Below are 26995 nucleotides of genomic sequence, written 5' to 3'. Positions count from 1 at the left end.
CGGCTGGGCAGCGGAAATGGCGGGGCGCCGACGCTGCTCGCGGCCGCTGTTCAGCTACCCTTGGCGCCGATGACTTCACCTGCTAGTCGCTACGACCTCTATGTTGTGGGTTCTGGATTCTTCGGCCTGACCATCGCCGAGCGCGTGGCCACGCAGCTCGACAAGCGCGTCCTGGTCCTCGAGAAGCGCCCCCACATCGGCGGTAACGCCTACTCCGAGGCCGAGCCGAAGACCGGCATCGAGGTCCACAAATACGGCGCGCACCTGTTCCATACCTCTAATAGGCGGGTCTGGGACTACGTACGGCAGTTCACCGACTTCACCGGCTACCAGCACCGGGTCTTCGCCATGCACGACGGGCAGGCTTACCAGTTCCCGATGGGCCTGGGCCTGGTCTCGCAGTTCTTCGGCCGCTACTTCAGCCCCGATGAGGCCAGGGCGCTGATCGCCGAGCAGGCTGCCGAGGTGGATACCAAGGAGGCGAAGAACTTCGAGGAGAAGGCGATCAGCCTGATCGGCCGCCCGCTCTACGAGGCCTTCGTCAAGCACTACACCGCCAAGCAGTGGGAGACCGACCCCACCGAGCTGCCCGCCTCCAACATCACCCGGCTGCCGGTGCGCTACACCTTCGACAACCGCTACTTCAACGACACCTACGAGGGACTGCCGGTCGACGGCTACACCGCCTGGCTGCAGAACATGGCGGCCGACGAGCGCATCGAGGTCCGCCTCGACACCGACTGGTTCGACGTCCGCGAGGAACTCCGGGCGGCCAGCCCCGAGGCGCCCGTCGTTTATACCGGCCCGCTGGACCGCTACTTCGACTACGCGCAGGGCCGGCTCGGCTGGCGCACCCTGGACTTCGAACTCGAAGTGCTTGAGGACTGCGGGGATTTCCAGGGCACCGCGGTGATGAACTACAACGACGCCGACGTGCCCTACACCCGCATCCACGAGTTCCGGCACTTCCACCCCGAACGGTCCTACCCGACCGACAAGACGGTGATCATGCGGGAGTACGGCCGGTTCGCCCGCGACGACGACGAGCCGTACTACCCGATCAACACCCCGGACGACCGCGCGATGGTTGAGGCCTATCGCCGGCTGGCCAAGGCCGAGATGGAGTCGGCCAAGGTGCTCTTCGGCGGGCGGCTGGGCACCTATCAATACCTCGACATGCACATGGCGATCGCCAGTGCGCTGAGCATGTACGACAACGTCCTGGCGCCGCACCTGGCCGAGGGTGTGCCGCTGCACGAGAACAACAGGGAAAACAACCGATGACCAAACCCAAGAGTTCGCGTGCGGTGAGCCGGCTTTCGCGGATCATCTTGCCGCGCCACGGCGAGCCGCTGGACGTCCGCAAGCTCTACGTCGAGGAGTCGGAGACCAACAATCGCCGGGCGCACCCGCTCACCCGGACCAGCCTGGAGATCGGCGAGGAGTCGGAGGTGTCGTTCGCGACGTACTTCAACGCCTTCCCGGCCTCCTACTGGCGGCGCTGGTCGGTGGTCGAATCAGTGGTGCTGCGCCTGGAACTGACCGGTTCCGGCCGCGTCGACGTCTACCGCTCCAAGGCGACCGGGGCGCGAATCGCCGTGGAAGGAAAGCCGTTCGGGTCCGTCGATGGCGACGGCACGCCGACGATCGTCGAGTTCGAGGTCGGTCTGCAACCGTTCGAGGATGGCGGGTGGATCTGGTTCGACATCACCACCGACAGCGCGGTCACGCTGATCGGCGGCGGCTGGTACGCGCCGACCGAGGCCCCCGGGCGCGCCGACGTGGCGGTGGGCATCCCGACCTTCAACCGGCCCGACGACTGCGTCAACGCGCTGAGCGCGCTCACCTCGGACCCGGACGTCGACGCGGTGATCAGCGCAGTGATCGTCCCGGATCAGGGCACCCGTAAGGTGCGCGACCACCCCGGCTTCGCCGCGGCCGCCGCCGCGCTCGGCGACCGGCTGTCGATCCACGACCAGCCCAACCTCGGCGGGTCCGGCGGTTACAGCCGGGTGATGTACGAGGCGCTGAAGAACACCGGCTGCGAACAGATCCTGTTCATGGACGACGACATCCGCATCGAACCCGACTCGATCCTGCGGGCGCTGGCGCTGAACCGCTTCGCCAAGACACCGACCCTGGTCGGCGGGCACATGCTCAACTTGCAGGAGCCGTCGCACCTGCACATCATGGGCGAGGTCGTCGACCCCGGCGTGTTCATGTGGACCAACGCCCCGCACACCGAGTACGACCACAACTTCGCCACCGACTCGCTGGCTGAGACACCCGATTTGCACCGCCGCATCGACGTCGACTTCAACGGCTGGTGGATGTGCATGATCCCGCGCGCCGTCGCCGAGGAGATCGGTCAGCCGGTGCCGTCGTTCATCAAGTGGGACGACGCCGAATACGGGCTGCGGGCCGGCGAGCACGGCTACCCCACGGTGACCCTGCCGGGCGCGGCGATCTGGCACATGGCCTGGAGCGACAAGGACGACGCGATCGACTGGCAGGCCTACTTCCACCTGCGCAACCGGTTGATGGTCGCGGCGCTGCACTGGGACGGCAACATCGCCGGCCTGATCCGCAGCCACCTCAAGGCGACCCTGAAACACCTTGCCTGCCTGGAGTATTCGACGGTCGCTGTGCAGAACAAGGCGCTGGACGATTTCCTGGCCGGCCCCGAGCACATCTTCGCCATCCTGGAGTCGGCGCTGCCGGACATCCACGCGCTGCGCAAGACCTACCCCGACGCGGTGGTGTTGCCGGCGGCCAGCGAACTGCCCATCCCGTCGCAACGCCGCAAGCCGATGCGCCCGCCGGTCCAGCCGCTGACCATCGGCTACCGGTTGGCCCGCGGCATCCTGCACAACCTGAAGGCCACCGCGCCCGAGCATCACGTGCGCCCGCAGCTCAACGTGCCCACCCAGGACGCCCGGTGGTTTCTGCTGTGCACCCAGGATGGGGTCACCGTCACGACCGCCGACGGCCGCGGCGTGGTCTACCGGCAACGCGACCGCGAGCAGATGTTCACCTTGCTGCGCGAGTCGCTGCGCCGCCAGTACCAGTTGTCGCGTCGCTTCGACGACCTGCGCCGCGCCTACCGCCGGGCACTGCCCATGCTGTCCAGCAAGCAGCAGTGGGAGACCGTGCTGCTTCCCGACGGTGCCAAGTCGGCATGACCGAATTCGCGCCCTCTGGAGATCCCGATGCGGTTCCGCCGCACGGGGAGGACGCCGTGCTGGTCGCCGTGCAGTCGGCGCTGGCGGGCCGGACCGGCGTGTTGCCGACGGCGCGGTCGCTGTCGCACTTCGGTGAGCACAGCCTGGGCTGGCTGATGGTGTCGGCGCTCGGCGCACTGGCGTGGCCGCGCCGGCGCCGGGCCTGGCTGACCGCGGGGGCCGGGGCGTTCGTCGCCCATGCGGCCGCCGTGGTGATCAAGCGGGTGGTGCGACGCGAGCGCCCGCACCACCCGGCGATCGCGGTCAACGTGGCCACCCCGAGCCGGCTGAGTTTCCCCTCCGCGCACGCCACCTCCACCACCGCGGCGGCGATTCTGCTGGGACGAGCGGCCGGACTGCCGGCGAAGACACTGCCGGCGATACTGGTGCCGCCGATGGCGTTGTCCCGCCTGGTGCTCGGAGTGCACTATCCCAGCGACGTGGCCACCGGCGTCGTCGTCGGAGCCGCGGTCGCCGCGGCCGCGATCCGCCTGGACAACTCGGGAGGCGCCGGATGAGTGCAGCGACCGAACACCGCGCGCCGGAGGCCCGTCCGCCGGCAAACCTGGTGACCGGGATCGTCAAGGCGATGCGGCCCCGGCAGTGGGTGAAGAACGTCCTGGTGCTGGCCGCGCCGCTGGCCGCCCTCGGCGGCGACGTGCACTACGACTACGCCGATGTCGCCGGCAAGGCGCTGATCGCGTTCGTGGCGTTCAGCCTGGCGGCCTCGGCGGTGTACCTGGTCAACGACGCGCAGGATGTCGAGGCCGACCGCGCGCACCCGACCAAGCGGTTCCGGCCGATCGCCGCCGGGGTGGTGCCGGTCGGCATGGCCTACGGCCTGGCGGCGCTGCTGGGAGCGGCGTCGCTGTTCATCTCGTGGTCGCTCAGCCTGAGCCTGGCGTTGGTGATGGCCGTCTATCTGGCGCTGCAGCTGGCGTACTGCTTCGGGCTCAAACACCAAGCGGTCCTTGATATCTGCATCGTGTCGTCGGGCTTTCTGTTGCGGGCGATCGCCGGCGGTGCGGCCGCCAACATCTATCTGTCGCAGTGGTTCCTGCTGGTTATGGCGTTCGGGTCGCTGTTCATGGTGGCCGGCAAGCGCTACGCCGAACTGCAGCTCGCCGAGCAGACCGGCGCCAAGATCCGCAAGTCGCTGGAGAGCTACACCAGTACCTACCTGCGTTTCGTGTGGACGGCCTCGGCCACCGCGATGCTGGTCTGCTACAGCCTGTTCGCCTTCGAGCGCGACAACGGTTCCGGCTCCTGGTACGCGGTGACCATCATCCCGATCATTGTCGCGATTCTGCGCTACGCGGTCGACGTCGACGGCGGCATGGCCGGCGAGCCCGAGGACATCCTGCGGCGCGACCGGGTGCTGCAGCTGATGGCTCTGCTCTGGATCGGAACCATCGGTGCTGCCGTCGTTTTCGGCTAGCCGAGGGCTGCGGACGCCGGACCCCCGGGTCCGGCCGCTGGGCTGGCCGGCGGTCGCCTACACCCCGTCGGTGCGGCTGAGTTCGTGGGCGGCGGTGGCCGTCGTGCTGCTGCTGTTCGGGGTCGGGGCATGGCGGCGGCGCTGGATCTCCGATGACGGGCTGATCGTGTTGCGCACGGTGCGGAACCTGTTGGCCGGCAACGGCCCGGTGTTCAATGCCGGCGAACGGGTGGAGGCCAACACCTCCACGGCCTGGACCTACCTGATGTACCTCGGCAGCTGGCTCGGCGGGCCGATGCGCATGGAGTACATCGCGCTGGTGTTCGCCCTGGCACTCAGCCTGGCCGGGGTGGCGCTGCTGATGCTGGGCACCACCCGGCTGTACGCCCCCAACCTGCAGGGCCGGCGCGCGCTGCTGCTGCCGGCCGGGGCGCTGGTCTACATCGCGGTGCCGCCCGCCCGCGACTTCGCCACCTCCGGGCTGGAGAGCGGGCTGGTGCTGGCCTACCTGGGCCTGCTGTGGTGGATGCTGGTCTGCTGGTCGCAGGCGCTGCGGATGCCACGGTCGCGGGCCCGCGGCCCGCTGTTCACCGGGTGCCTGGCCTTCGTGGCCGGCGCCAGCGTGCTGGTGCGCCCCGAGCTGGCGCTCATCGGCGGCGGCGCACTGATCATGTTGCTGATCGCGGCGCCCCGGCAGTGGCGGCCCCGGGCTTTGATCCTGGTGGCCGGCGGCGCGCTGCCGGTGGCCTACCAGATCTTCCGGATGGGCTACTACGGCTTGTTGGTGCCCGGTACCGCGCTGGCCAAGGACGCCGCCGGCGACAAGTGGTCGCAGGGCATGATCTACCTGGCGAACTTCAACGCGCCCTACGCATTGTGGGTGCCGGCCGTGCTGTTGACGGCGCTGGGGGCAGCGCTGTGGGTGGGTGCTGCGGTGCGCCACCGGCCGCGGCGCCCGGTGCCGCGCGGTGTCGGCAGGTGGGCGCGGCTGGTGCAGAGCCCGGCGGCGGTGGTCTGCTTCTTCGTGATCAGCGGACTGCTGCAGGGCGCCTACTGGATTCGCCAGGGCGGCGACTTCATGCACGGCCGGGTGCTGCTGGCGCCGCTGTTCTGCATGCTGGCCCCGGTGGCCGTCATCCCGGTGCTGCTGCCCGACGGTGCGCGTTTCCACCGGGAGGCCGGCTACCCGCTCAGCGGCGCCGTCGGCCTGCTGTGGCTGGCGGTGGCCGGCTGGGCGCTGTGGGCGGCCAACTCGCCGGGGATGGGCTACGACGCCACCCGGGTCACCTACTCCGGGATCGTCGATGAGCGCCGGTTCTATTCGCAGGCGACCGGCCACGCCCACCCGCTGACCGCCGCGGACTATCTCGGCTATCCGCGGATGCGCGCGGTGCTGGCCACCATCGAGGCCACCCCCGACGGTGCGCTGCTGCTGCCATCGGGCAACTACGACCAGTGGGACGTCGTCCCGGTCATCCTGCCGCCGCCGCCGGGTATCGGCGTGCCCACCGATCCCCAGCCCGGTGACACCGGACCGCACACCGTCTTCTTCACCAACCTGGGCATGTTGAGCATGAACACCGGCCTCGACGTCCGGCTGCTCGACCAGATCGGCTTGGCCAATCCGATTGCGGCGCACACCGAGCGGCTCGACCACGGCCGGATCGGCCACGACAAGGACCTGTTCCGGGACTTCGTGGTGGCCGACGGCCCGTGGGTCAAGTGGTACCCGCTCATCCCGGGCTACCTGGACCAGGACTGGGTCGCGCAGGCCGAGGCGGCGTTGCGCTGCCCCGACACCGCGGCGGTGCTGGGCTCGGTGCGCGCCCCGATGGGCCCGCGCCGGTTCCTGTCCAACGTGCTGCACGCCGCGAGCTACACCCGGTACCGCATCGAGCGGGTGCCGCGCGACGAGCTGATCCGATGCGGCCTGGCCGTGCCCGAGCCGACCCGCCCGCCCTACACCGGGATGCCGCCCGACGTGCCGTGACGGTATGTGCTCGGCGGCTGGCGAAAATGTGACCGACGTCATGCCGAGTCGGCCGCAGCTACCCCGCGCGGCCGGTCCCACCGGCTCGTATGGTGGCGCGAGCGCAATACGGCGGTCGCCGCAGAAACCGGTGTCCGGCCCATTCGGCGCATGGTGGCAGAACTCTAAGAGCTCGATCTCGGCCTTCTGTGGTTGACTACACCGGCACTGTCGCGCACGCGCGCGCAGAATCTGGCCCGACTCGGGCCCACGTTATGAGCACGGCAACGAGACGAATGAGGATGCCCAGGATGAAGTTGCTTGACAGGTTGATGGTCGCCGCCTCCGGCGCGGCCCTGCTTGCGGGGTTGGTTGGTGCCGCCGGTGGTACCGCGGAGGCCAACGCCTTCTCCCGGCCGGGTCTGCCGGTCGAGTACCTCCAGGTGCCCTCGGCGGCGATGGGCCGCGACATCAAGGTCCAGTTCCAGCCCGGTGGCTCGGACTCCCCTGGGCTGTACCTGCTCGACGGCATGCGCGCCCAGGACGACTTCAACGGCTGGGACATCAACACCCCGGCGTTCGAGTGGTACCTCAACTCGGGCATCTCGGTGATCATGCCGGTCGGTGGCCAGTCCAGCTTCTACAGCGACTGGTACAAGCCGGCCTGCGGCAAGGCGGGCTGCTCCACCTACAAGTGGGAGACCTTCCTGACCCGTGAGCTGCCGGCCTACCTGGCGTCGGAGTACGGCGTGAGCCAGAGCCGCAACGCCGCGGTCGGGCTGTCGATGGCCGGTTCGTCGGCGATGACGCTGGCCATCTACCACCCGAACCAGTTCACCTACGCCGGTTCGCTGTCGGGCTACCTCAACCCGTCCACCGGGAAGGGCTGGATCGGCCTGTCGATGGGCGACGCGGGTGGCTACAAGAAGAACGACATGTGGGGCGACGACAACGACCCGGCGTGGCTGCGCAACGACCCGACCGTCAACGTCGACAAGCTGGTCGCCAACAACACCCGGCTGTGGGTCTTCTGCGGCAACGGCAAGGCCAACGAGCTGGGCGGCGACAACATCCCGGCCGTCTTCCTGGAGCAGAACTTCATGATCGGCGCCAACAAGAAGTTCCAGGAGCTCTACACCGCTGCCGGCGGCAACAACGCGATCTTCAACTTCCCCGAGTACGGCACGCACTCCTGGGAGTACTGGGGTCAGCAGCTGCAGGCGATGAAGCCGGACCTGCAGAGCCACCTGGGCGCCACCCCGAACAGCGGCGAGAGCACCAGCTCGGGCGAGTAGTCTCCCAGCAACGATGTACCGCCGACGGCGGCGACCTGCGGGTCGCCGCCGTCGACCGTTTTCTGTCCTGCCCGCCGGTGCCGTGTGATTGACTACCTTCCGGAGTCAGGGCGCGCGACCAGCGGCGGGTGACACCACGAAATCTGTGCCGACGAGCGAGGTGGGTATGAGCGGACTGTCGAAGTTGTGGCGGGCACTGTGCGTGACCGTGCTGATGCTGGGCATGTGGGGCGGCGGCGCGATCGTCGGTTCCAGCGCTCAGGCCGCACCGTACGAGAGCCTGATGGTGCCGTCGCCGTCGATGGGCCGTGATATCCCGGTGGCGTTCCTCAACCAGGGCCCGCACGCGGTCTACCTGCTCGACGCCTTCGACGCCCACCCCGAGGTGAGCAACTGGGTGACCGCGGGCAACGCGATGAACACCTTGGCCGGCAAGGGCGTCTCGGTGGTCGCCCCGGCCGGCGGGGCCTACAGCATGTACACCAACTGGGAGCAAGACGGCAGCAAGCAGTGGGACACCTTCTTGTCCAGCGAGCTGCCGGACTGGCTGGCGGCCAACCGGGGCCTGGCGCCGGGCGGTCACGGCGTGGTCGGCGCGTCCCAGGGCGGCTACGGCGCGCTGGCGCTGGCCACCTTCCACCCCGACCGGTTCGGCTTCGCCGGCTCGATGTCGGGCTTCCTGAACCCGTCGCACACCACGGAAAGCGGTGTCATCAGCGCCGGCCTGGAGAACTTCGGCGGCGTCGACCCGTACGGCATGTGGGGCGCGCCGCAGCTGGGCCGCTGGAAGTGGCACGACCCCACCGTGCACGCCACCCTGTTGGCGCAGAACAACACCCGGGTCTGGGTCTACAGCCCCATGGGCGGCGCCTCCAACCCGGCCGCGATGATCGGCGACCCGGCCGAGGCCGCCGGCAGCGGGCGGTTCTTCAACATGCAGTACCGCCAGGCGCGCGGCCGCAACGGGCATTTCGACTTCTCCGGCGGTGACAACGGCTGGGGTTCGTGGTCATCGCAGCTGGGGGCCATGGTCGGCGACATCGTCGGCGCGATCCGTTAATTCGGCGTTGACGCTGCACTCAGGGCGCAAAAGTGCGAGTAAGCAACGCCCTCAGTGCAGCGTCAACGTGTTCCAGGCGGCCCTGACGCGGCGCAGGACGTCGCCGCCGCGGTGTTCCTTGAGCACCTTGATGTGCGTCCAGCCCAGCTGCCGGATGTACTCGAGCCGGGTGGCGTCCCAGACGTACTGCGGCCGGTCGGTGAGGTGGTGCTCGCCGTCGTACTCGACCGCCAGCATGAGGTCTTGCCACCCCATGTCCAGAAAGTACTTGGGGCGGCCGTCCGGCCCGGGGACCGGGATCTGGGTGGTCGGGCGGGGGAAGCCGCCGCCCATCAGCAGCAGCCGCAACCAGGTCTCCTTCGGCGATTCGGCGCCGGCGTCGACGAGGTCGAGCGCAGCCTCGAGCTGACGCAGCCCGCGGGTATGACGGTGGCGCCGGGCCAGTTCGAGCACATCGGCGGTGCGCAAGCCGGTGGCGTTGGCCAGTGCGTCCAGCCGGGCGACCGCCTGACCCAGGTGCCCACGTCGGCCGAGGTCGAACGCCGTCCGCGCCACCGTGGTCACCGCCATCCCGCGGCGGTGTTGCTGCTCGCCGGGGAGCAGTAGGTCATTGCGGGTCAGCACGCCGGCCGGAGGGTGGGTGTTGCGCCAGATCAGTTCGATCGGAACGGTGGCATCGACCCATTTCGCGCCGTGCAGTGCGGAGGCGGCGGCCCCGGCGACCACCGCCTGGCCGCCCGACCACAGCCAGGCGGCGACCGTCCGCTGCTGCAGGCTCGGGCGGGTGCGTGCCGGCAGGTACACGTTCGGTAGCACCGCCACGTAATGGCGACGCAACTCGTAGCGGGTCAGGTTCCCGGCCGCCAACGCCGCACTGCCGAGAAAAGGCATCTCGGAATCCGTCATGCCCAGATGATGGCCGCGGCGGGTCCCAGCGCGTCGACGCTGATCCACAACACCAGTTGACGCTGCGTCCAGGGCGTAAAAGTGCGAGTAAGCAGCGCCCGCAGTGCAGCATCAATGGCCTTAGCCAGCGAAAGCCGCCGATCTGTACCGTTATAGGCGATATGGCCAAGAAAGCACGCAAGTCCACCGCGAAATCCCCACGTAAATCCCCGGCGAAAGCGCTGCGCAACCGGCGCCGCGTGCTGGCGTGGGTGGCCGCCGGTGCGATGGCCCTGGTGGTGGCGCTGGTGGCGGTGGTCGTGGTGATCTGGATCCGGCACCCGGGCTCGCCGCCGATCGCCGATCAGCCGTCGGAGGGCGTCCCGCCGACCAGTTCGGCGCCGCCGCGGGCCAAGAAGCCCCGTCCGGCCTATCAGGACGCCAGCTGCCCGGACGTGCAACTGGTCTCGGTGCCCGGCACCTGGGAGACCTCGCCCACCGACGACCCGCTGAACCCCACCCAGTTCCCCATTGCGCTGCTGCTCACCGTGACCCGCCCGATCGCCGAGCAGTTCGACGCCTCCCGGGTGCAGACCTACACGGTTCCCTACACCGCGCAGTTCCACAATCCGCTCTCTGCCGACAAGCAGATGAGCTACAACGACAGCCGCGCCGAGGGCACCCGCAACACCATCAAGGCGATGACCGAGATGAACGAGAAGTGCCCGTTGACCAGCTACGTGCTGGTCGGCTTCTCGCAGGGAGCGGTGATCGCCGGTGATATCGCCAGCGACATCGGCAACGGCCGCGGCCCGGTCGACGAGGACTTGGTGCTGGGTGTGACGCTGATCGCCGACGGCCGCCGCCAGGAGGGACCCGGCGGCGGGATCGATGTGCCGCCGACCCCGCCGGGGCAGGGCGCCGAGGTGACCCTGCACGAGCTGCCGATCCTGTCCGGGATGGGGCTGACCATGACCGGCGCCCGCGACGGCGGTTTCGGTGACCTCGATCAGCGCACCTACGAGATCTGCGCGCGCGGGGATCTGATCTGCGCCGCCCCGCAAGAGGCGTTCAGTATCGGTAAGCTGCCGGCCACCCTGGAGACGCTGGCCGGCGGCGCGGGTCAGCCGGTGCACGCGTTGTACGGCACCACCGCGGTCTGGAGTCAGGACGGCCTGTCCGCCACGCAGTGGACGCTGAACTGGGCGCGGGAGCTGGTGGACAATGCGCCGCATCCGCCACACGGCTGAATCCGGCGTAGTCGGGACGCCGCGTAGACCCGGCGGTTTAGCGAGGCTCGACGGAGGAGAGGCGAAGCTGGGACCGCCGCGTAGACCCCGCGGTTTAGCGAGGCTCGACGGAGGAGAGGCGAAGCTGGGACCGCCGCGGGAACCCCGAGATAGCCGTCACACGCGGTACCGTTTGATTTGGCACACGCCGCGCCGACCTCTAACATTAAGAAGAATTTAAGAGCATGCGGCTCGTGGCCGCGGGGCCAGCAGCAGGCGTCGAGGGGTATCGGAATCCCGCTACCATCTGTGAGGTCCCGGGCCCGCGCGACGGACCACACCACGCGGCCGGCCGCGCCCGGCAGCCGATGAGAACGTAAGTTCGCGACAGGAGATTTTGCATGGCCCCGGCACCAGCACAGGCCTCTTACCACAACCCCTTCGTCAAAGACGGCAAGATCCGGTTCCCCGACAACGCCAACCTGGTGAAGACGGTTGAGCGCTGGGCCGCACTGCGCGGTGACAAGCTGGCCTACCGGTTCCTGGACTACTCCACCGAGCGTGACGGCGTGGCCCGCGACATCTCCTGGGCGGACTTCGGCGCCCGCAACCGGGCGGTGGCGGCCCGGCTGCAGCAGGTCACCCAGCCCGGTGACCGGGTGGCGATCCTGTGCCCGCAGAACCTGGACTACCTGGTGTCGTTCTTCGGCATCATGTACTCCGGCCGGATCGCGGTGCCGCTGTTCGACCCGGGCGAACCGGGCCACGTGGGCCGGCTGCACGCGGTGCTCGACGACTGCACCCCGTCGGCGGTGCTGACCACCACCGATTCCGCCGAGGGGGTGCGGAAGTTCTTCCGCAGCCGCCCGGCCAACGCCCGGCCGCGCGTCATCGCCGTCGACGCGGTGCCCGCCGAGGTGGGCTCGACCTGGGTGATGCCGGAGGCCGACCGGGACGCGATCGCCTACCTGCAATACACCTCCGGGTCCACCCGCACCCCGACCGGGGTGAAGATCACCCACCTGAACCTGCCCACCAACGTCGTCCAGCTGCTGGATTCGCTCAAGGGGCGCGAGGGCGACCGCGGGGTGACGTGGCTGCCGTTCTTCCACGACATGGGCCTGGTCACGATTCTGCTGTCGTGCGTGTTGGGCCAGCAGTTCACCTTCATGACGCCGGCCGCGTTCGTCCGCCGGCCCTACCGGTGGATCAAGGAGATGTCGCGCAAGGAGGGCGAGACCGGGGAGTGCTTCTCGGTGGCGCCGAACTTCGCCTTCGAGCACGCCGCGGCGCGTGGCCTGCCCAAGGAGGGTGACCCGCCGCTGGACCTGAGCAACGTCCGGGCGATCCTCAACGGCAGCGAGCCGGTGTCGGCCGCGTCGGTGCGCAAGTTCAACGAGGCGTTCGCGCCGTTCGGCTTCCGCGAGGAGGCCATCAAGCCGTCCTACGGCCTGGCGGAGGCCACGCTGTTCGTGTCCACCACCCCGCCCGACGAAGGGCCGCGGATCATCTACGTCGACCGCGAGGAGCTCAACAACGGCAACCGGTTCGTCGAGGTGCCCGCGGACGCCCCCAACGCGGTCAGCCAGGCCTCGGCCGGCCGGGTCAGCGTGGACCAGTGGGCGGTGATCGTCGACTACGAGACCGGGGCCGAGCTGCCTGATGGCCAGATCGGCGAGATCTGGTTGCAGGGCAACAACATGGGCGTCGGCTACTGGAACCGCGACAAGGAGAGCGCCGACACCTTCAAGAACGTGCTGAAGTCACGGACCAGCCCGTCGCGCGCCGAGGGCTCCGACGAGGACGGCTTCTGGGTGCGTACCGGCGACTACGGCGCCTACTTCGACGACGACCTCTACATCACCGGCCGTGTGAAGGACCTGGTGATCGTCGACGGCCGCAATCACTACCCGCAGGACCTGGAGTACTCCGCGCAGGAGGCCAGCCGGGCGCTGCGGGCCGGGTACGTCGCGGCGTTCTCGGTGCCGGCCAACCAGCTGCCGCAGGCGGCGTTCGACAACCCGCACTCCGGGCTGAAGTTCGACCCCGAGGACAGCTCCGAGCAGTTGGTGATCGTCGCCGAGCGCGCGCCCGGCGCCCACAAGCTGGAGTACCAGCCCATCGCCGACGACATCCGGGCGGCGATCGCGGTGCGCCACGGCGTGACGGTGCGTGACGTGCTGCTGGTGTCGGCGGGCACCGTGCCGCGCACCTCCAGCGGCAAGATCGGCCGGCGCGCCTGCCGGGCCGCCTATCTGGACGGCAGCCTGCGCGGCGGCACCACCGGCCCGAACGCCTACCCCGACGAGGTCTGACCCCAGATGAGCGAGGCACCGCAGATGACCGGCGACGACGCAGCATTGCGCGGCACCAGCCGCACCGACCTGACCGTCGCCGACATGCGGGCCTGGCTGCGCAACTGGGTGGCCAACGCCACCGCGCAGCCGCCGGAGAAGATCAACGAGACCGCCCCGCTGATCGAGCTGGGCTTGTCCTCGCGCGACGCGGTGGCGATGGCTTCCGACATCGAGGACTACACCGGGGTGACGCTCTCGGCGACGGTGGCATTCCGGCACCCGACGATCGAGGCGCTGGCCACCGTGATCATCGAGGGCGAGCCGGTGGTCGTGGACCATTCCGGCGACGAGGACTGGTCGCGCGAGGCCGACGTCGACGACATCGCGGTGGTCGGCCTGGCCACCCGTTTCCCCGGCGACATGAACTCCGCCGAGGAGACCTGGACCAAACTGCTGGCCGGCATCGACGCGATCACCGACCTGCCGGAGGGCCGCTGGAGCGAGTTCCTGTCCGAGCCGCGCATCGCCGAGCGGGTCGGCAAAGCGCGCACCCGCGGCGGCTACCTGTCCGACATCAAGGGTTTCGACGCCGAGTTCTTCGCGCTGTCGAAGATGGAAGCCGACAACATCGACCCGCAGCAGCGGATGGCGCTCGAATTGACCTGGGAGGCATTGGAACACGCCCGGATCCCGGCGTCCTCGCTGCGTGGCGAGCCGGTCGCGGTGTACATGGGATCCTCCAACGCCGACTACCAGAACCTGGCGCTGTCCGACCCGAGCGTCACCCACCCGTATGCCATCACCGGCAACGCCAGCTCGATCATCGCCAACCGGGTGAGCTACTTCTACGACTTCCGCGGGCCGTCGGTGGCCGTGGACACCGCCTGCTCGTCCTCGCTGGTGGCGGCACACGCGGGGGTGCAGGCGCTGCGCAACGGTGAGGCCGATGTGGCGATCGTGGGTGGCGTCAACGCACTGATCACCCCGCTGGTGACGGTCGGCTTCGACGAGGTCGGCGGGGTGCTGTCACCAGACGGCCGGATCAAGTCGTTCTCCTCCGACGCCGACGGCTACGCGCGTTCCGAGGGCGGCGGCGTGCTGGTGCTCAAGCGGGTCGAGGACGCCCGCCGCGACGGCGACCAGATCCTCGCGGTGATCGCCGGGTCCGCGGTCAACCACGACGGCCGCTCCAACGGCCTGTTGGCGCCCAACCCGGACGCGCAGGAGGCCGTGCTGCGCAAGGCCTACAAGAACGCCGGCATCGACCCGCGCACCGTGGACTACATCGAGGCGCACGGCACCGGCACCATCCTGGGTGACCCGATCGAGGCCGAGGCGCTGGGCCGAGTGGTCGGACGCGGCCGCGCCGCCGACAAGCCGGCGCTGCTGGGCGCGGTGAAATCCAATGTGGGACACCTGGAATCGGCGGCCGGGGCGGCCAGCCTGGCCAAGATCGTGCTGGCGTTGCAGCACGACAAGATCCCGCCGTCGATCAACTACGCCGGCCCCAACCCCTACATCGACTTCGCGGCCACCCACCTGAAGGTCGCCGACACCGTCACCGACTGGCCCCGCTACGGCGGTTACGCGGTGGCCGGGGTATCCGGCTTCGGGTTCGGCGGGGCCAACGCGCACCTGGTGGTGCGCGAGGTGCTGCCGCGTGACGTGGTCGAGAAAGAGGTCGAGGAACCCGAAACGCCTGCGCCGGTGGAGGATCCGGTGCTCGAGCACGAGGCGCCCCGCTTCGACGAGTACGGCGAGTTCATCGGGCCGGAGGGCTCCGCCGACGAGCCCGAGTACGAACTACCCGGCCTGACCGAGGAGGCACTGCGCCTCAAGGAGGCCGCGCTGGCCGAGCTGGCCGACCGGGCGCCGGCTCCGCTCATCCCGCTGGCTGTCTCGGCGTTCCTGACATCACGCAAGAAGGCCGCCGCTGCCGAGTTGGCCGACTGGATCGACAGCGACGAGGGCCGGGCCACCCCGCTGGAGTCGATCGGCCGGGCGCTGTCGCGGCGCAACCACGGCCGGTCCCGTGCGGTGGTGCTGGCCCACGACCACGACGAGGCCATCGCCGGTCTGCGGGCGGTCGCCGAGGGCAAGACGAAGCCGAACGTCTACTCCGCCGACGGCCCGGTGACCAACGGCCCGGTGTGGGTGCTCGCCGGATTCGGTGCGCAGCACCGCAAGATGGGCAAGGACCTCTACCTGCGCGATGAGATCTTCGCGGAGTGGATCGACAAGATCGACGCGCTGATCCAGGACGAGCGTGGCGTCTCGATTCTGGAGATGATCCTCGACGACGCGGTCGACTACACCGCCGACACCGTCGAGTACCCGATCGAAGCGGTCCAGCTGGTGATCTTCGCGATCCAGATCGCGCTCGGCGAACTGCTGCGCGCGCACGGCGCCAACCCGGCGGCGATGATCGGCCAGTCGCTGGGTGAGCCGGGTGCGGCCTACTTCGCCGGCGGGTTGTCGCTGCGCGACACCGTCCGGATCATCGTGCCGCGCGCCCGGCTGATGGGCGAGGGCGAAGCCATGCTGTTCGGCGAGTACATCCGGCTGATGGCGCTGGTGGAGTACTCCGCCGAGGAGATCAAGACCGTGTTCGCCGACTTCCCCGACCTGGAGGTCTGCGTCTACGCCGCACCGAGTCAGACCGTGATCGGCGGCCCGCCCGAGCAGGTCGACGCGATCATCGCCCGCGCCGAGGCCGAGGGGCGCTTCGCGCGCAAGTTCGCGACCAAGGGCGCCAGCCACACCGCCCAGATGGACCCGCTGCTCGGCGAATTCACCGCGGACCTGCAGGGCATCGAGCCGATGCCGCTGAACTGCGGCTACTTCTCCACCGTGCACGAGGGCAGCTATATCCGTCCCGGCGCCGAGCCGATCCACGACGTCGACTACTGGAAGAAGGGGCTGCGTCACTCGGTGTACTTCACCCACGGGGTGCGCAACGCCGTCGACAACGGCTACACCACCTTCCTGGAGTTGGCGCCCAACCCGGTGGCGCTGATGCAGGTCGGCCTGACCACCGCCGACGCCGGACTTCCTGACGCGCAGCTGATCGCCACGCTGGCCCGCAAGGCCGACGAAGTCGACGCGATGACGATGGCGATGGCGCAGCTCTACGTCCACGGCCACGACCTGGACATGCGCACGCTGTTCCCGCGCCACACGCAGGGCCCGGTCGGCCCGGAGGAGTTCGCCAACATTCCGCCGACGCGGTTCAAGCGCAAGCCGCACTGGCTCGACGCCCGCTTCTCCGGCGATGCGACCGGCGTCATGCCCGGCTCGCATGTGGCGACCCCGGACGGCCGGCACGTCTTCGAGTACGCCGCGCGCGGTGAGGCCGATCTGGCCGCGCTGGTGAAAGCCGCTGCGGCGGTGGTGATCCCGGACGCCTCGTTGGTGGCGTCCGAGCAGCGGGCGGTGCCGGCCGAGGGTTCGCGGCTGGTGACGACGCTGACCCGGCACCCGGGCGGCGCCGCGGTGCAGGTGCACTCCCGCATCGGCGAGTCCTTCACGCTGGTCTACGACGCGCTGGTCTCGCGCGGCGGTGCGGGCGGTGTGGCGCTGCCCGTGGCGGTCGGCGCCGGCACGTCGGTGACGTCGGAATCCGTTGCGGCACCGGTCGACAACGGGGTGGCCGACGATACTGACGACGCAGCGATCCTGCATGACAACCTCACCGCCGGCGCCGGACTGGCCGCCGGTTTCGCCAAGTGGTCACCGGATTCCGGTGAGACCATCGCCGACCGGCTCGGTGCGATCGTCGGCGGCGCAATGGGTTACGAGCCCGAGGATCTGCCGTGGGAGGTGCCGCTGATCGAGCTGGGCCTGGATTCGCTGATGGCGGTGCGCATCAAGAACCGGGTCGAATACGACTTCGACATACCGCCGATCCAGCTGACCGCGGTCCGCGACGCGAACCTCTACAACGTCGAGGAGATGCTGCGCTACGCGGTCGAGCACCGCGACGAGGTCGAGGCGCTGCACGAGCATCAGAAGACGCAGACACCCGAGGAGATCGCCGCCGAACAGGCCGCGCTGATCTCGGGTGCCACCGCGACGACGGTGGCCGCACCCGCGCCGGACCCGCAGGCCGAGCCCGACACCGATGTCGCGCCGCCTGCTTCGGACATCCCGATCCCGCCGCCGCCGACCGATCCGGCCGGACCGGCGATCCCGACGCCGCCCACCGATCCGTCCGGACCGACCGGCGTCAGCAAGCAGACGGCGGCAGCCGCGGCCGCCAAGGTGCTCACCTCCGAGGCGGTGACCGAGGCGCTGGGCGCCGACGTGCCGCCGCGGGATGCCGCCGAGCGGGTCACCTTCGCGACCTGGGCGATCGTCACCGGCAAGTCCCCGGGCGGCATCTTCAACGAGCTGCCCGCACTCGACGACGACACGGCGGTCAAGTTGGCCGAGCGGCTGTCCGAGCGGGCAGAGGGCATCATCACCGTCGACGACGTCACGTCGGCCGCCACCATCGAGGCGCTGGCGACCATCGTCCGCGACCACCTCGAAGAAGGTGTGGTGGACGGGTTCGTCCGCACCCTGCGGGCACCCGCCCAAAACTCCGAGGGGGCTTCGAAAATCCCGCTGTTCGTCTTCCACCCGGCGGGCGGCTCAACGGTGGTCTACGAACCGCTGATGAAGCGGCTGCCCGCCGACACCCCGGTCTACGGCATCGAGCGGGTGGAGGGCTCCATCGAGGAGCGTGCCGCCGAGTACGTGCCCAAGCTGCTGGAGATGCACGACGGCCCGTTCGCGCTGGCCGGCTGGTCACTGGGCGGGGCGCTGGCCTACGCCTGCGCGATCGGCCTGACCCGGGCCGGTGCCGACGTGCGCTACGTCGGGCTCATCGACCTGGTGCTGCCCGGCGAGCCGATCGACCAGAGCAAGGAGGGGATGCGGGCGCGCTGGGACCGCTACGCGCGCTTCGCCGAGCGCACCTTCAACGTCGAGGTGCCCGAGATCCCCTACGAGGAGCTGGAGAAGCTCGACGACGAGGGCCAGGTGCGCTTCGTTCTCGATGTCGTCGCGCAGAGCGGCGTGCAGATCCCGGGCGGGATCATCGAGCACCAGCGCACATCATACCTGGACAACCGCGCCCTGGACACCATCGAGATCCAGCCGTATGACGGGCACGTCACGTTGTACATGGCCGACCGCTACCACGACGACGCCATCGTCTTCGAGCCCGCGTATGCCACCCGCAAGCCCGACGGCGGCTGGGGCGAGTACATCTCCGACCTGGAGATCGTGCCGATCGGGGGCGAGCACATCCAGGCCATCGATGAGCCGTACATTGCCAAAGTGGGCGCCCACATGAGCGAGGCGCTCAACCGCATCGAAGGAGAGCAGTGACCACCGAGCTGCCGCCGCCGAAATCCAAGACCACCGCCGAACTCCTGGCTGAGCTCCGCGAGAAGCTGGAGATCGCCAAGGAGCCCGGCGGTGAGAAGGCCGTCGCCAAGCGGGAGAAGAAGGGCATCCCCAGTGCCCGCGCCCGGATCAATGCGCTGCTGGACCCGGGCAGCTTCATGGAGATCGGCGCGCTGTGCAAGACCCCCGGCGACCCGAATGCGCTCTACGGCGACGGCGTGGTGACCGGCCACGGCCGGATCAACGGCCGGCCGGTCTGCGTGTTCAGCCACGACCAGACGGTGTTCCAGGGCTCGGTGGGGGAGATGTTCGGCCGCAAGGTGGCGGCGCTGATGGAGTGGGCCGCCAAGACCGGCTGCCCGATGATCGGCATCAACGACTCCGCCGGCGCCCGCATCCAGGACGCGGTGACCTCGCTGGCCTGGTACGCCGAGCTGGGCCGTCGCCACGAACTGCTGCGCGGCCTGGTGCCGGAGATCTCCATCATCTTGGGCAAATGCGCTGGCGGAGCGGTGTATTCGCCGATCCAGACCGACCTCGTGGTGGCGGTGCGCGACCAGGGCTACATGTTCGTCACCGGTCCGGACGTCATCAAGGACGTCACCGGTGAGGACGTCACCCTCGACGAGTTGGGCGGCGCCGACGCGCAGGCCCGCTACGGCAACATCCACCAGGTGGTCGAGGACGAGGCGGCGGCGTTCCAGTACGTCCGGGACTACCTGTCGTTCCTGCCCGCCAACACCTTTGACGACCCGCCGATCGTCAACCCGGGCCTGGAACCGGAGATCACCCCGCACGATCTGGAGCTGGATGCCATCGTGCCCGACTCCGACAACACCGCCTACGACATGCACGAGATCCTGCTGCGGATCTTCGACGACGGCGACATCTTCGAGGTCGGTCAGCAACGCGGCCAGGCGATGATCACCGCGTTCGCCCGGGTCGACGGTCATCCGGTCGGGGTGATCGCCAACCAGCCGATGTACATGTCCGGTGCCATCGACAACGAGGCCTCGGACAAGTCGGCCGGCTTCATCCGGTTCTGCGACTCCTACAACCTGCCGCTGGTCTTCGTCGTCGACACTCCGGGGTTCCTGCCCGGTGTGGAGCAGGAGAAGGGCGGGATCATCAAGCGCGGCGGCCGGTTCCTCAACGCCGTGGTGGAGGCCGATGTGCCGAAGGTGACCATCACCATTCGCAAGTCCTACGGCGGCGCCTACGCGGTGATGGGTTCCAAGCAGCTCTCCGCCGACCTCAACTTCGCCTGGCCGACCGCCCGGATCACCGTGATCGGGGCCGAGGGCGCGGCGCAGCTGCTGATGAAGCGCTTCCCGGATCCCACCACGCCGGAGGCGCAGAAGGTCAAGGCGGACTTCATCGCCGGCTACAACGAGAACATGGCGATTCCGTGGGTGGCCGCCGAGCGCGGTTACATCGACGGGGTGATCCAGCCGCACGAGACCCGGCTGCTGCTGCGCAAGTCGCTGCGCCTACTCGTCGACAAGCAGAACACCCGCAAGGTGCAGCGCAAGCACGGCCTGCTGCCCATCTAGGCGCGGCGGTTTTGGCGCGAGCGTGCGGGTCCCCGGCCGACACGCCGAGCGGTCGGCCGGATCCACGCACGCTCGCGCCCGGCTTGGCGCTGCTTGTGGCGACGGCCGCCGCTGTCCTGGCCTGCACCGGCCGGCGGACTGTCCACGCATTAAGTTAACGTTCAGCGTTTGGTGCCGGGCGACTGGGGCGCGCTGTTATAACGCCTGGTCAAGACGCGGATCGCCGCTCGGCGATACTAAATTTGACATAACAGAGTGTGATTGGAATCATCCAGTCGACAACGGTCCGTTGATCTGCGGACGTGCGAGCGCGGCGAGGAAGTCGGGATGTTTGATGCAGTCGCGGCACGCTCCGGGCGCCGCACACCAGGCCTGCTAGCCGCACTAGGCGCCGTCACCTTGGTCTCCGGACTCACCGGCGCCCCGCAGCTGACGCCGCCGGCGCCTGCTCAGGCCGGCGTGCTGCTGTCCGCCGGCACCGATTCACTCGCGGAATCGAACATTGCGCTGATCATGGGGCCCAGCATGATCCCGACGCCGAGCCAGCAGTACGCCGACATCGTGAACGACCTCTTTTTGCAGCCGCGCGGTTTCGCCGGCGAACTCGAGGTACTGACCACGCCGCAGGCACCCTATTTGCTGGATGACTCCATGGCCGAGGGCGCGCAGGCTCTGGTCGAGCGGGTGCAGAGCCTGATCGCGGACGGGCAGGCCGGCGCCGATAACCCGGTGACGGTCTTCGGCTACTCGCAGAGCGCCGCGCTGACCACGCTGGCCATGCAGCAACTCTATGACGCCGGGGTGTCGACTGACGCCGTGCGCTTCGTGTTGATCGGCGATTCGGCGAACCCGAACGGCGGCCTGCTGGTCGGTTTCGAAGAGATGCAGGACTTCTACGACGCCATGCGAGATGCCGGCGTCACGTTGGGCAACCCGACGCCCAACGATCTGTACGCCACCGACATCTACACCTTGGAGTACGACGGCTACGCGGCCTTTCCGCACTACCCGCTGAACCTCCTGGCCACCCTGAACGCGATCATGGGTATGGCTACGCAGCACATGGCCTACCTCGGACTGACTTCCGAGCAGCTTGAGCAGGCGATCCTGCTGGAGTCCAGTCCCGACAGCCTGATCAACTCCTACATCGTTCCCAGCGAGCACCTCCCGCTGCTGTTGCCGCTGCTGTTCATGCCCGTGTTCGGAAAGCCGCTCTACGACCTGCTGGAACCGACCATGCGGATCCTGGTGAACCTGGGCTACGGCAACATCGAACACGGCTGGTATGACGGCCCGGCCGACCAGCCGACGATGTTCTCGCTCGATTCTCAGGACGTCGACTGGACGGAGTTCAACGCCGCGTTGGCCGTGGCGGCGCAGACCGGCTGGGACAACTTCGTTGCCGGCGTGATGGACCCGGCGACCTACCAGTGGCTGGACCCGGCCGACGATCCCGCCTTCGCGAATCTGATTGCGGCCGGCGAGGCTATGGGCCTCGGCGGAGGTTCGGTGCCGGAGCTGCTCGAGAACCTGACGAACCTGATGTGGGAATCGCTGGTCGGCCAATATCTAGACCCGGCTTACTGGGCAGACGTCTCCTAAGATCCCTTTCGCCGCGAGCTGGGCCCCCGCTCACTGCGAGTCGCGCTACGCACACCGCCGCGCCCGCTGCAGTGAATGACCGGTATCGGGCGGGTAAGTGTTGCGTAACGCTTCAGCAACACCGGCAACTTCTGCCCCAAAGCAATTATCGTTTCCCCCAGGCGATCCCACGCCGGGTTGAACGCCGAGGTCCCAATAGGCCGGGGCCGGAGCGTGATTCCCGGCTGCGCGGTTCGGCTACGGAAACTCCGGTGGTACGACAAGGGGGACTGCGTGTGGCATAGCGACGGACGGCGATGAGCCTGCTGCTGCCGGCGTCGCGGCCACCGGCGCCGGCCAAAGAAAAGCGCCGAAGCACCGCGGAGCAACGCAACCGTGTGCTGCGCAAGGCGATTGTGGCGTCGGCGGTCGGCAATGCCACCGAGTGGTACGACTACGGGGTCTACGCCGTCGTGGCGACCTACCTCACCGGAGCGTTCTTCCCCGACACACTGGGCAATCTCGGCACCATGCTCGGCTTCGCGGTTTCGTTCGTGCTGCGGCCGCTCGGTGGCATGGTCTGGGGCCCGATCGGAGACCGGTTCGGCAGGAAGTCGGTGCTGGTCGCGACCGTTCTGCTGATCGCGGTGGCGACCACGCTGATCGGCGTCCTGCCCACCTACGCCACCGCCGGCTGGTGGGCGCCGGGCCTGCTGATCGCGCTGCGCGTCGTGCAGGGGTTCTCGACCGGCGGCGAATACGGTGGCGCTGCAACGTTCATGGCCGAAAGCGCGCCGGATGCCAAGCGCGGCACCTATGGCAGTTTCCTGGAATTCGGTGCGGTGGCGGGCTTCGTGTTCGGCAGCGCGGTCGTGCTTGCGCTCGAGGCGATGTTCACCCATGAGCAGATGGTCGCCTGGGGATGGCGGATCCCCTTCCTGTTGGCCCTGCCCCTGGGCGTGGTCGGCCTGGTGCTGCGCAGCAGGATGGAAGAGACGCCGGTGTTCACCGAATGCGTTGCCTGCGAGGAGATCACCGGTTCGGCGTGGGACCGCCTGGTAGACCTGCTGACCAACTACACCCGGCCGATCCTGGTGACATTCGCATTGTTTGTCGTGCTGAACATCATCGACTACACCCTGGTGACGTATCAGCCAACCTACCTGCACGCCACGGCCGGACTCGACGAGCGCAGCCGGACGACCGTGGTGCTGATCGGGGAGTTGGCGATGATGGCCTGCATCCCGTTCGCCGGCGCCTGGTCGGACCGGGTCGGACGAAAACCGTTGTGGCGCGCGTCGCTGCTGGGGTTCGCCGTGCTGGCGCTGCCGATGTACTGGCTGATGGGACACGGGTTCGCCTTCGCGCTGGTGGGTTTCACGGTGCTCAGTGTGCTGTTCGCCGCGCCACTGGCAACGGTGTCGGCGACGTTCCCGGCGCTGTTTCCCACCCAGGTGCGCTACGCGGGGTTTGCGATCGCCGACAACGCCGCGGTCGCGGTGTTCGGCGGCACCGCACCGGTACTGGCCGACTCGGTGATCGAACGCACCGGGTGGCAGCTGTTTCCGGCCGCCTACCTGGTGTTCGCCGCGCTGATCGGGCTCGTCGCGCTGCGGTTCCTGCCGGAAACGCTCGGATACTCGCTGCGCGGTACGGGCGTTCCCGGCGTGCCGGGCGAGCTTGAGCGCGAGTTGTCGGTGCTGACTGCGGAGGAATCGGCCCGCGTGCGCCGAAACCCGGCGTTCGACGAGGTGTGGGCCGTCGACAAGTACCTCCGCCCGCAGCAGCGGACACCCGCCGGCTACCGGGGCGTCCCGCAGCTCGCCGGGGTGAGCGGCCCGCGGATCAGGGTGTGATCACCCGCATGCCGTACAGGTAGGTGGTCAGGTACTCCTCGATCACCGGGGCCCGCATCTGTTTGGCATCGGGGATGGTGATGAGCAGGGCGTAAAGTCCGACCAGAAACGAGATGCCGTTGTGCATGACGTCGACGTCGACGGGGATCTCGCCGCGGTCGCGGGCCCGCTGCAGTTCCTCGATGACCGCAACGATGACCGGGTGGGTGGGCCACACCTCTGTCGGCGGCCGGGTGGGCGAGAAGTGCAGCACCAGCAGGTCTTTGAACAGGTGACCGCCGAGGCGGCGTTCTAGCTTCTCCAGCACGTGGACGATCTGCGCGAGAGTGGCCCGCACGTCGTGTTCGCGGGTGAAGAAGCGGGTGAGCTCGCCGGCCATCCGCACCTCCTCGCGGTGCTCCAGCTCCAGCAGGACGTGTTCCTTGGTGGGGAAGTGGAAGAAGAACGTGCCGTGGGCGACGCCGGCCGCCGCGACGACGGCGCCGATGTCGGCGGCGGCCATGCCGGCGCGTTTGAACTCGGCGAGCGCCGCGCCGAGTAACCGCTCGCGGGTCTGCAGACCCTTGCGGCCCCGGCTGTCGGTCTTTGAATTCGGCACTGCGGTCAACTCCGGCTTCGGCGAACTGGTTCGGCCGAGTCTAGACCACCGATGACTGACTTGAATCAGAAATATGCTTGGCAAGTGCGGCCAGGCCCGCTACGGTACGGGTGACGTTAAGGCCGGTGCCGCAACGTGTACTACGGCGGGCGGTGGCAGGCTGCAGGCCAGCGGCAGCGTCACGGAAGCTGACTCAAGTCATCTCGGAGGGGTTCGGTGCAGATTCTCGAGGAAGTCCAAGACCTGCCCAGCGCAGGCAATATCAAGGCCCAGTGGGTCAGCTTGTGGACCGGGCCGGCGGTCGGTGCCGTGCTGGTGGTGGCCTTGTTGGCGTTCCCCGGCTTCTTTCCGCCGATGTCGCCGACCATGACCGCCGAGCAGGTTGCACGGTTCTACACCGAGCACACCGACTGGATCCGGTTCAGTCAGATCACGTTCAACCTGTGCGGGATCATGCTGCTGCCGTTCTTCATGGTGATCGTCGTCCAGATGAAGCGCATGAAGACCCAGAGCCACATCTTCGCCTACTGCTACCTGACCGCGATCGTCAGCGGCGCCACCATCTTTGCGCTGTCCAACGTCTTCTTTCTGGTCGCGGCATTCCGCCCGGACCGCAACCCCGAGCTGACATTGCTGCTCAACGACTTGGCCTGGATCGTGTTCATCGCACCGATCGGCATGGTGTTGGCGCAGTTCCTGTTGTTGGCCGCCGCGGTCCATTTCGACGACGGGCCGGATCCGGTTTTCCCGCGCTGGGTCGGCCCCTATTCGCTGGCGACCGGTCTGGCGATGATCCCGGCAGCAGGCGCGGCGGTTTGGCAGACCGGACCGTTGGCCTGGGATGGGCTGCTGTCGTTCTGGCTGCGCAACGGGGCGTTCGCGGCGTTCGTGGTGGTGATGTTCTTCGTGCTGCGCGGGGCCCTGCTGCGCCAGGCGGCGGCTGAGGGAGTAGTGGCCGGGTGAACCTGCTGACCCCAGACCGGCATGTCGTCACCGCGGCGGGCGTCCCGGCCGGCAAACCCGATGTGCGGTTTCTGACCTGGTTCTTCCCGGTCTGGTACACCGTTTTCGGCATCATCATCTGCGTGTTGACGCGGGTGACACCGCCGCCACGGCCGGACGTCACGACGGCCGGGAAGGTCGCGTTCTTCACCGAACATCAACTGACCATCCAGATCGGGTTCGTCCTGCTGCTGATCCTGCTGGGCGGCGCCCCGCTGACCAACGGCCTGGTCATGTACCACATGAAACGGATGTCGGTGGGGTCGGTGTTCGCCTACGGCTACATCGGCGGCATGAGTGTCGGCGCGCTGCCCGGGTTCCTGCTGGTCGGCGTCTGCTACCTGACCGCGACGTTTCGGCCCGACCGTGATCCGGAACTGATCGGCTGGCTCTACGATCTGGGCAATCTGTCCTACAACGGGTCGCTGGGTTGCTTCACCACCGCCTACGTGGTGCTGGCCATCGCGGTCCTGTACGACAAGAACAATGTTTTTCCGAAATGGTTTGGCTACGTGACGGTTTGGCAGGTCATCACCGAGGTCATCGCCACCCAGTTCTTCCTGTTCTACTCCGGGCCGCTCGCCTGGAATGGTGTGCTCAGCCTCTGGTGGGCGGTCGTGGTGTTCTCGGTGTGGCTGGGTGCGCTGATCTTCGTCCTCCGGTCGGCCACCGTGGCTGAACCGGTCGACTCGCCAGGCCTGGACTGAGGGCCGGAAGGACAACTCTGATGTTGCAACTTGAGGTTCCCACCGCACCGCGGACCCGGCTGCCCGGTGACGGTCACATCTGGGTGATGGTGCTCGGCGATCTGCTCATCTTCACCGGCTATTTCATCATCTTCATGGTCTACCGGACCATGAATCCGGTTGAGTTCCTTGCCGCCCAACAACATCTCAACGTCAACATCGGTGTGATCAACACCGTGGTGCTGCTGACCAGTTCCTGGTTCGTGGCCCGTAGTGTGCTGGCCGCCAGGGCCGGAAACCACCGCTCGGCGGTGCGATTCGTCTATTTGGGGGCAGCCGGCGGGGTGTTGTTCATGATCCTCAAGGGCTACGAATGGGCTGCCAAAATCGGTGCCGGGCACACCAACTCCGACTTGTTCTTCTCGTTCTACTACGTGATCACCGGTGTGCACCTGGTTCACGTGCTGATCGGCTTGATCGCGCTCGGCGTCGTCGTCCGAGAGCTGGGTAACCCGAGCCGGCGTCGGCCCGCGGTGGTCGAGTCGGCAGCAATCTACTGGCACATGGTGGATCTGTTGTGGGTCATCATCTTTGGCCTGCTCTACGTGATGAGGTGAGCATGACGGTTTTCGGCTATCGCGAACATCGGCACGAGACCGAGCGGTCGTTGACCTGGGTTTGGATTGTGCTGGTGGCGATCACCATCGGGTCATGGACCCTGGCGCCGGCGCACCTGACGCACACCGCGCAGGCCAGTGTGCCGGTGACCGCGCTGGTGCTGGTGCTGGCGTTCGTCAAGTCGCGCATGATCATCGGCCATTTCATGGAGGTCAACACCGCGCCGCGCTGGCTGCGGTACGCCACCGACGGCTGGCTGACCGCGTTGATCGCGACGGTCTTCGTGATCTACCTGTTCTGAGTAAACCCCGTCGCG

General features: G+C 68.2%; 19 protein-coding genes. 17 read left to right on the top strand and 2 right to left on the bottom strand.

Going from position 1 to position 26995, the window contains the following annotated elements:
• The first annotated feature begins 69 nt into the window (after positions 1–69).
• From glf to BST10_RS12545, 7 genes are all read left to right on the top strand, one after another.
• Positions 70–1284 (top strand): UDP-galactopyranose mutase, encoded by a 1215-nt coding sequence (gene glf, locus BST10_RS12575; RefSeq protein WP_083038069.1) that lies wholly within the window; start codon positions 70–72, stop codon positions 1282–1284.
• Complete coding sequence (locus tag BST10_RS12570; RefSeq protein ID WP_083038067.1) at positions 1281–3182, top strand: glycosyltransferase; 1902 nt, start codon at positions 1281–1283, stop codon at positions 3180–3182. Before glf ends, BST10_RS12570 begins: the two co-directional genes overlap by 4 nt.
• Entirely contained in the window at positions 3179–3739 is a 561-nt protein-coding gene (locus BST10_RS12565) for a phosphatase PAP2 family protein (RefSeq protein ID WP_083038065.1), read from the top strand. The genes BST10_RS12570 and BST10_RS12565 overlap by 4 nt, the downstream gene beginning before the upstream one ends.
• Complete coding sequence (locus tag BST10_RS12560) at positions 3736–4659, top strand: decaprenyl-phosphate phosphoribosyltransferase (protein WP_013831045.1); 924 nt, start codon at positions 3736–3738, stop codon at positions 4657–4659. Before BST10_RS12565 ends, BST10_RS12560 begins: the two co-directional genes overlap by 4 nt.
• Complete coding sequence (gene aftB, locus BST10_RS12555) at positions 4637–6649, top strand: terminal beta-(1->2)-arabinofuranosyltransferase (protein ID WP_013831044.1); 2013 nt, start codon at positions 4637–4639, stop codon at positions 6647–6649. Before BST10_RS12560 ends, aftB begins: the two co-directional genes overlap by 23 nt.
• A gap of 290 nt (positions 6650–6939) precedes the next feature.
• Positions 6940–7923: an esterase family protein gene (locus BST10_RS12550; protein ID WP_109559494.1), complete on the top strand. Its 984-nt coding sequence runs from the start codon at positions 6940–6942 to the stop codon at positions 7921–7923.
• 166 nt (positions 7924–8089) lie between these two features.
• Positions 8090–8983 (top strand): esterase family protein, encoded by an 894-nt coding sequence (locus BST10_RS12545; protein ID WP_083038061.1) that lies wholly within the window; start codon positions 8090–8092, stop codon positions 8981–8983.
• Positions 8984–9034: 51 nt separating this feature from the next.
• On the opposite strand, the gene BST10_RS12540 is transcribed toward BST10_RS12545, so the two are convergent.
• Entirely contained in the window at positions 9035–9889 is an 855-nt protein-coding gene (locus BST10_RS12540) for a hypothetical protein (protein ID WP_083038059.1), read from the bottom strand.
• A gap of 161 nt (positions 9890–10050) precedes the next feature.
• Here BST10_RS12540 and culp6 point away from each other — a divergent pair, with 161 nt between their 5' ends.
• The 6 genes from culp6 to BST10_RS12505 all read left to right on the top strand — a co-directional run bounded on the left by culp6 (position 10051) and on the right by BST10_RS12505 (position 23775).
• Positions 10051–11118, top strand: a complete 1068-nt coding sequence (gene culp6 / locus BST10_RS12535) for a carboxylesterase Culp6 (protein ID WP_083038056.1) — start codon at positions 10051–10053, stop codon at positions 11116–11118.
• Positions 11119–11498: 380 nt separating this feature from the next.
• Positions 11499–13412 carry a long-chain-fatty-acid--AMP ligase FadD32 gene (gene fadD32, locus BST10_RS12525; protein ID WP_013831039.1) on the top strand — a complete coding sequence of 638 codons (1914 nt, stop codon included), beginning with the start codon at positions 11499–11501 and terminating at the stop codon, positions 13410–13412.
• Between the two features lie 6 nt (positions 13413–13418).
• A complete protein-coding gene (pks13, locus tag BST10_RS12520) occupies positions 13419–18767 on the top strand; it encodes a polyketide synthase Pks13 (protein WP_083038050.1) in 5349 nt (1782 codons plus the stop codon).
• Positions 18764–20338 (top strand): acyl-CoA carboxylase subunit beta, encoded by a 1575-nt coding sequence (locus tag BST10_RS12515; protein ID WP_083038048.1) that lies wholly within the window; start codon positions 18764–18766, stop codon positions 20336–20338. Before pks13 ends, BST10_RS12515 begins: the two co-directional genes overlap by 4 nt.
• 327 nt (positions 20339–20665) lie before the next feature.
• A complete protein-coding gene (locus BST10_RS12510; RefSeq protein WP_235673658.1) occupies positions 20666–21940 on the top strand; it encodes a PE-PPE domain-containing protein in 1275 nt (424 codons plus the stop codon).
• Positions 21941–22236: 296 nt separating this feature from the next.
• Positions 22237–23775, top strand: a complete 1539-nt coding sequence (locus BST10_RS12505) for an MFS transporter (protein WP_013831032.1) — start codon at positions 22237–22239, stop codon at positions 23773–23775.
• Here the strand turns inward: BST10_RS12505 and BST10_RS12500 are convergent.
• A complete protein-coding gene (locus tag BST10_RS12500; protein WP_083038046.1) occupies positions 23765–24373 on the bottom strand; it encodes a TetR/AcrR family transcriptional regulator in 609 nt (202 codons plus the stop codon). The two genes, BST10_RS12505 and BST10_RS12500, sit on opposite strands and share 11 nt — an antisense overlap.
• A 216-nt stretch (positions 24374–24589) precedes the next feature.
• On the opposite strand from BST10_RS12500, the gene BST10_RS12495 reads away from it, so the two are divergent.
• The 4 genes from BST10_RS12495 to BST10_RS12480 are packed head-to-tail and all read left to right on the top strand — an operon-like array spanning position 24590 to position 26980.
• Positions 24590–25336, top strand: a complete 747-nt coding sequence (locus BST10_RS12495) for a hypothetical protein (protein WP_013831030.1) — start codon at positions 24590–24592, stop codon at positions 25334–25336.
• Entirely contained in the window at positions 25333–26082 is a 750-nt protein-coding gene (locus BST10_RS12490) for a hypothetical protein (RefSeq protein WP_083038044.1), read from the top strand. Before BST10_RS12495 ends, BST10_RS12490 begins: the two co-directional genes overlap by 4 nt.
• Before the next feature lie 20 nt (positions 26083–26102).
• On the top strand, positions 26103–26678 hold the full coding sequence (locus BST10_RS12485) for a cytochrome c oxidase subunit 3 family protein (protein WP_083038042.1): 576 nt from the start codon (positions 26103–26105) through the stop codon (positions 26676–26678).
• Positions 26679–26680: 2 nt separating this feature from the next.
• Entirely contained in the window at positions 26681–26980 is a 300-nt protein-coding gene (locus tag BST10_RS12480) for a cytochrome C oxidase subunit IV family protein (protein ID WP_083038039.1), read from the top strand.
• The last annotated feature ends 15 nt before the right edge of the window (positions 26981–26995 follow it).

The sequence above is a fragment of the Mycolicibacter algericus DSM 45454 genome (assembly GCF_002086455.1).
Taxonomy (GTDB): domain Bacteria; phylum Actinomycetota; class Actinomycetes; order Mycobacteriales; family Mycobacteriaceae; genus Mycobacterium; species Mycobacterium algericum.
The sequence above is the reverse complement of the archived record's forward strand: the minus strand, read 5'-3'. Positions and strand labels throughout refer to the sequence as shown.

What these genes read in the sequence shown, in the direction of transcription:
- glf (WP_083038069.1), top strand. Translation starts at nt 70, where the DNA reads ATGACTTCACCTGCTAGTCGCTACGACCTCTATGTTGTGGGTTCTGGA.
- BST10_RS12570 (WP_083038067.1), top strand. Translation starts at nt 1,281, where the DNA reads ATGACCAAACCCAAGAGTTCGCGTGCGGTGAGCCGGCTTTCGCGGATC.
- BST10_RS12565 (WP_083038065.1), top strand. Translation starts at nt 3,179, where the DNA reads ATGACCGAATTCGCGCCCTCTGGAGATCCCGATGCGGTTCCGCCGCAC.
- BST10_RS12560 (WP_013831045.1), top strand. Translation starts at nt 3,736, where the DNA reads ATGAGTGCAGCGACCGAACACCGCGCGCCGGAGGCCCGTCCGCCGGCA.
- BST10_RS12550 (WP_109559494.1), top strand. Translation starts at nt 6,940, where the DNA reads ATGAAGTTGCTTGACAGGTTGATGGTCGCCGCCTCCGGCGCGGCCCTG.
- BST10_RS12545 (WP_083038061.1), top strand. Translation starts at nt 8,090, where the DNA reads ATGAGCGGACTGTCGAAGTTGTGGCGGGCACTGTGCGTGACCGTGCTG.
- BST10_RS12540 (WP_083038059.1), bottom strand. Translation starts at nt 9,889, where the DNA reads ATGACGGATTCCGAGATGCCTTTTCTCGGCAGTGCGGCGTTGGCGGCC.
- culp6 (WP_083038056.1), top strand. Translation starts at nt 10,051, where the DNA reads ATGGCCAAGAAAGCACGCAAGTCCACCGCGAAATCCCCACGTAAATCC.
- fadD32 (WP_013831039.1), top strand. Translation starts at nt 11,499, where the DNA reads ATGGCCCCGGCACCAGCACAGGCCTCTTACCACAACCCCTTCGTCAAA.
- pks13 (WP_083038050.1), top strand. Translation starts at nt 13,419, where the DNA reads ATGAGCGAGGCACCGCAGATGACCGGCGACGACGCAGCATTGCGCGGC.
- BST10_RS12510 (WP_235673658.1), top strand. Translation starts at nt 20,666, where the DNA reads ATGTTTGATGCAGTCGCGGCACGCTCCGGGCGCCGCACACCAGGCCTG.
- BST10_RS12505 (WP_013831032.1), top strand. Translation starts at nt 22,237, where the DNA reads ATGAGCCTGCTGCTGCCGGCGTCGCGGCCACCGGCGCCGGCCAAAGAA.
- BST10_RS12485 (WP_083038042.1), top strand. Translation starts at nt 26,103, where the DNA reads ATGTTGCAACTTGAGGTTCCCACCGCACCGCGGACCCGGCTGCCCGGT.
- BST10_RS12480 (WP_083038039.1), top strand. Translation starts at nt 26,681, where the DNA reads ATGACGGTTTTCGGCTATCGCGAACATCGGCACGAGACCGAGCGGTCG.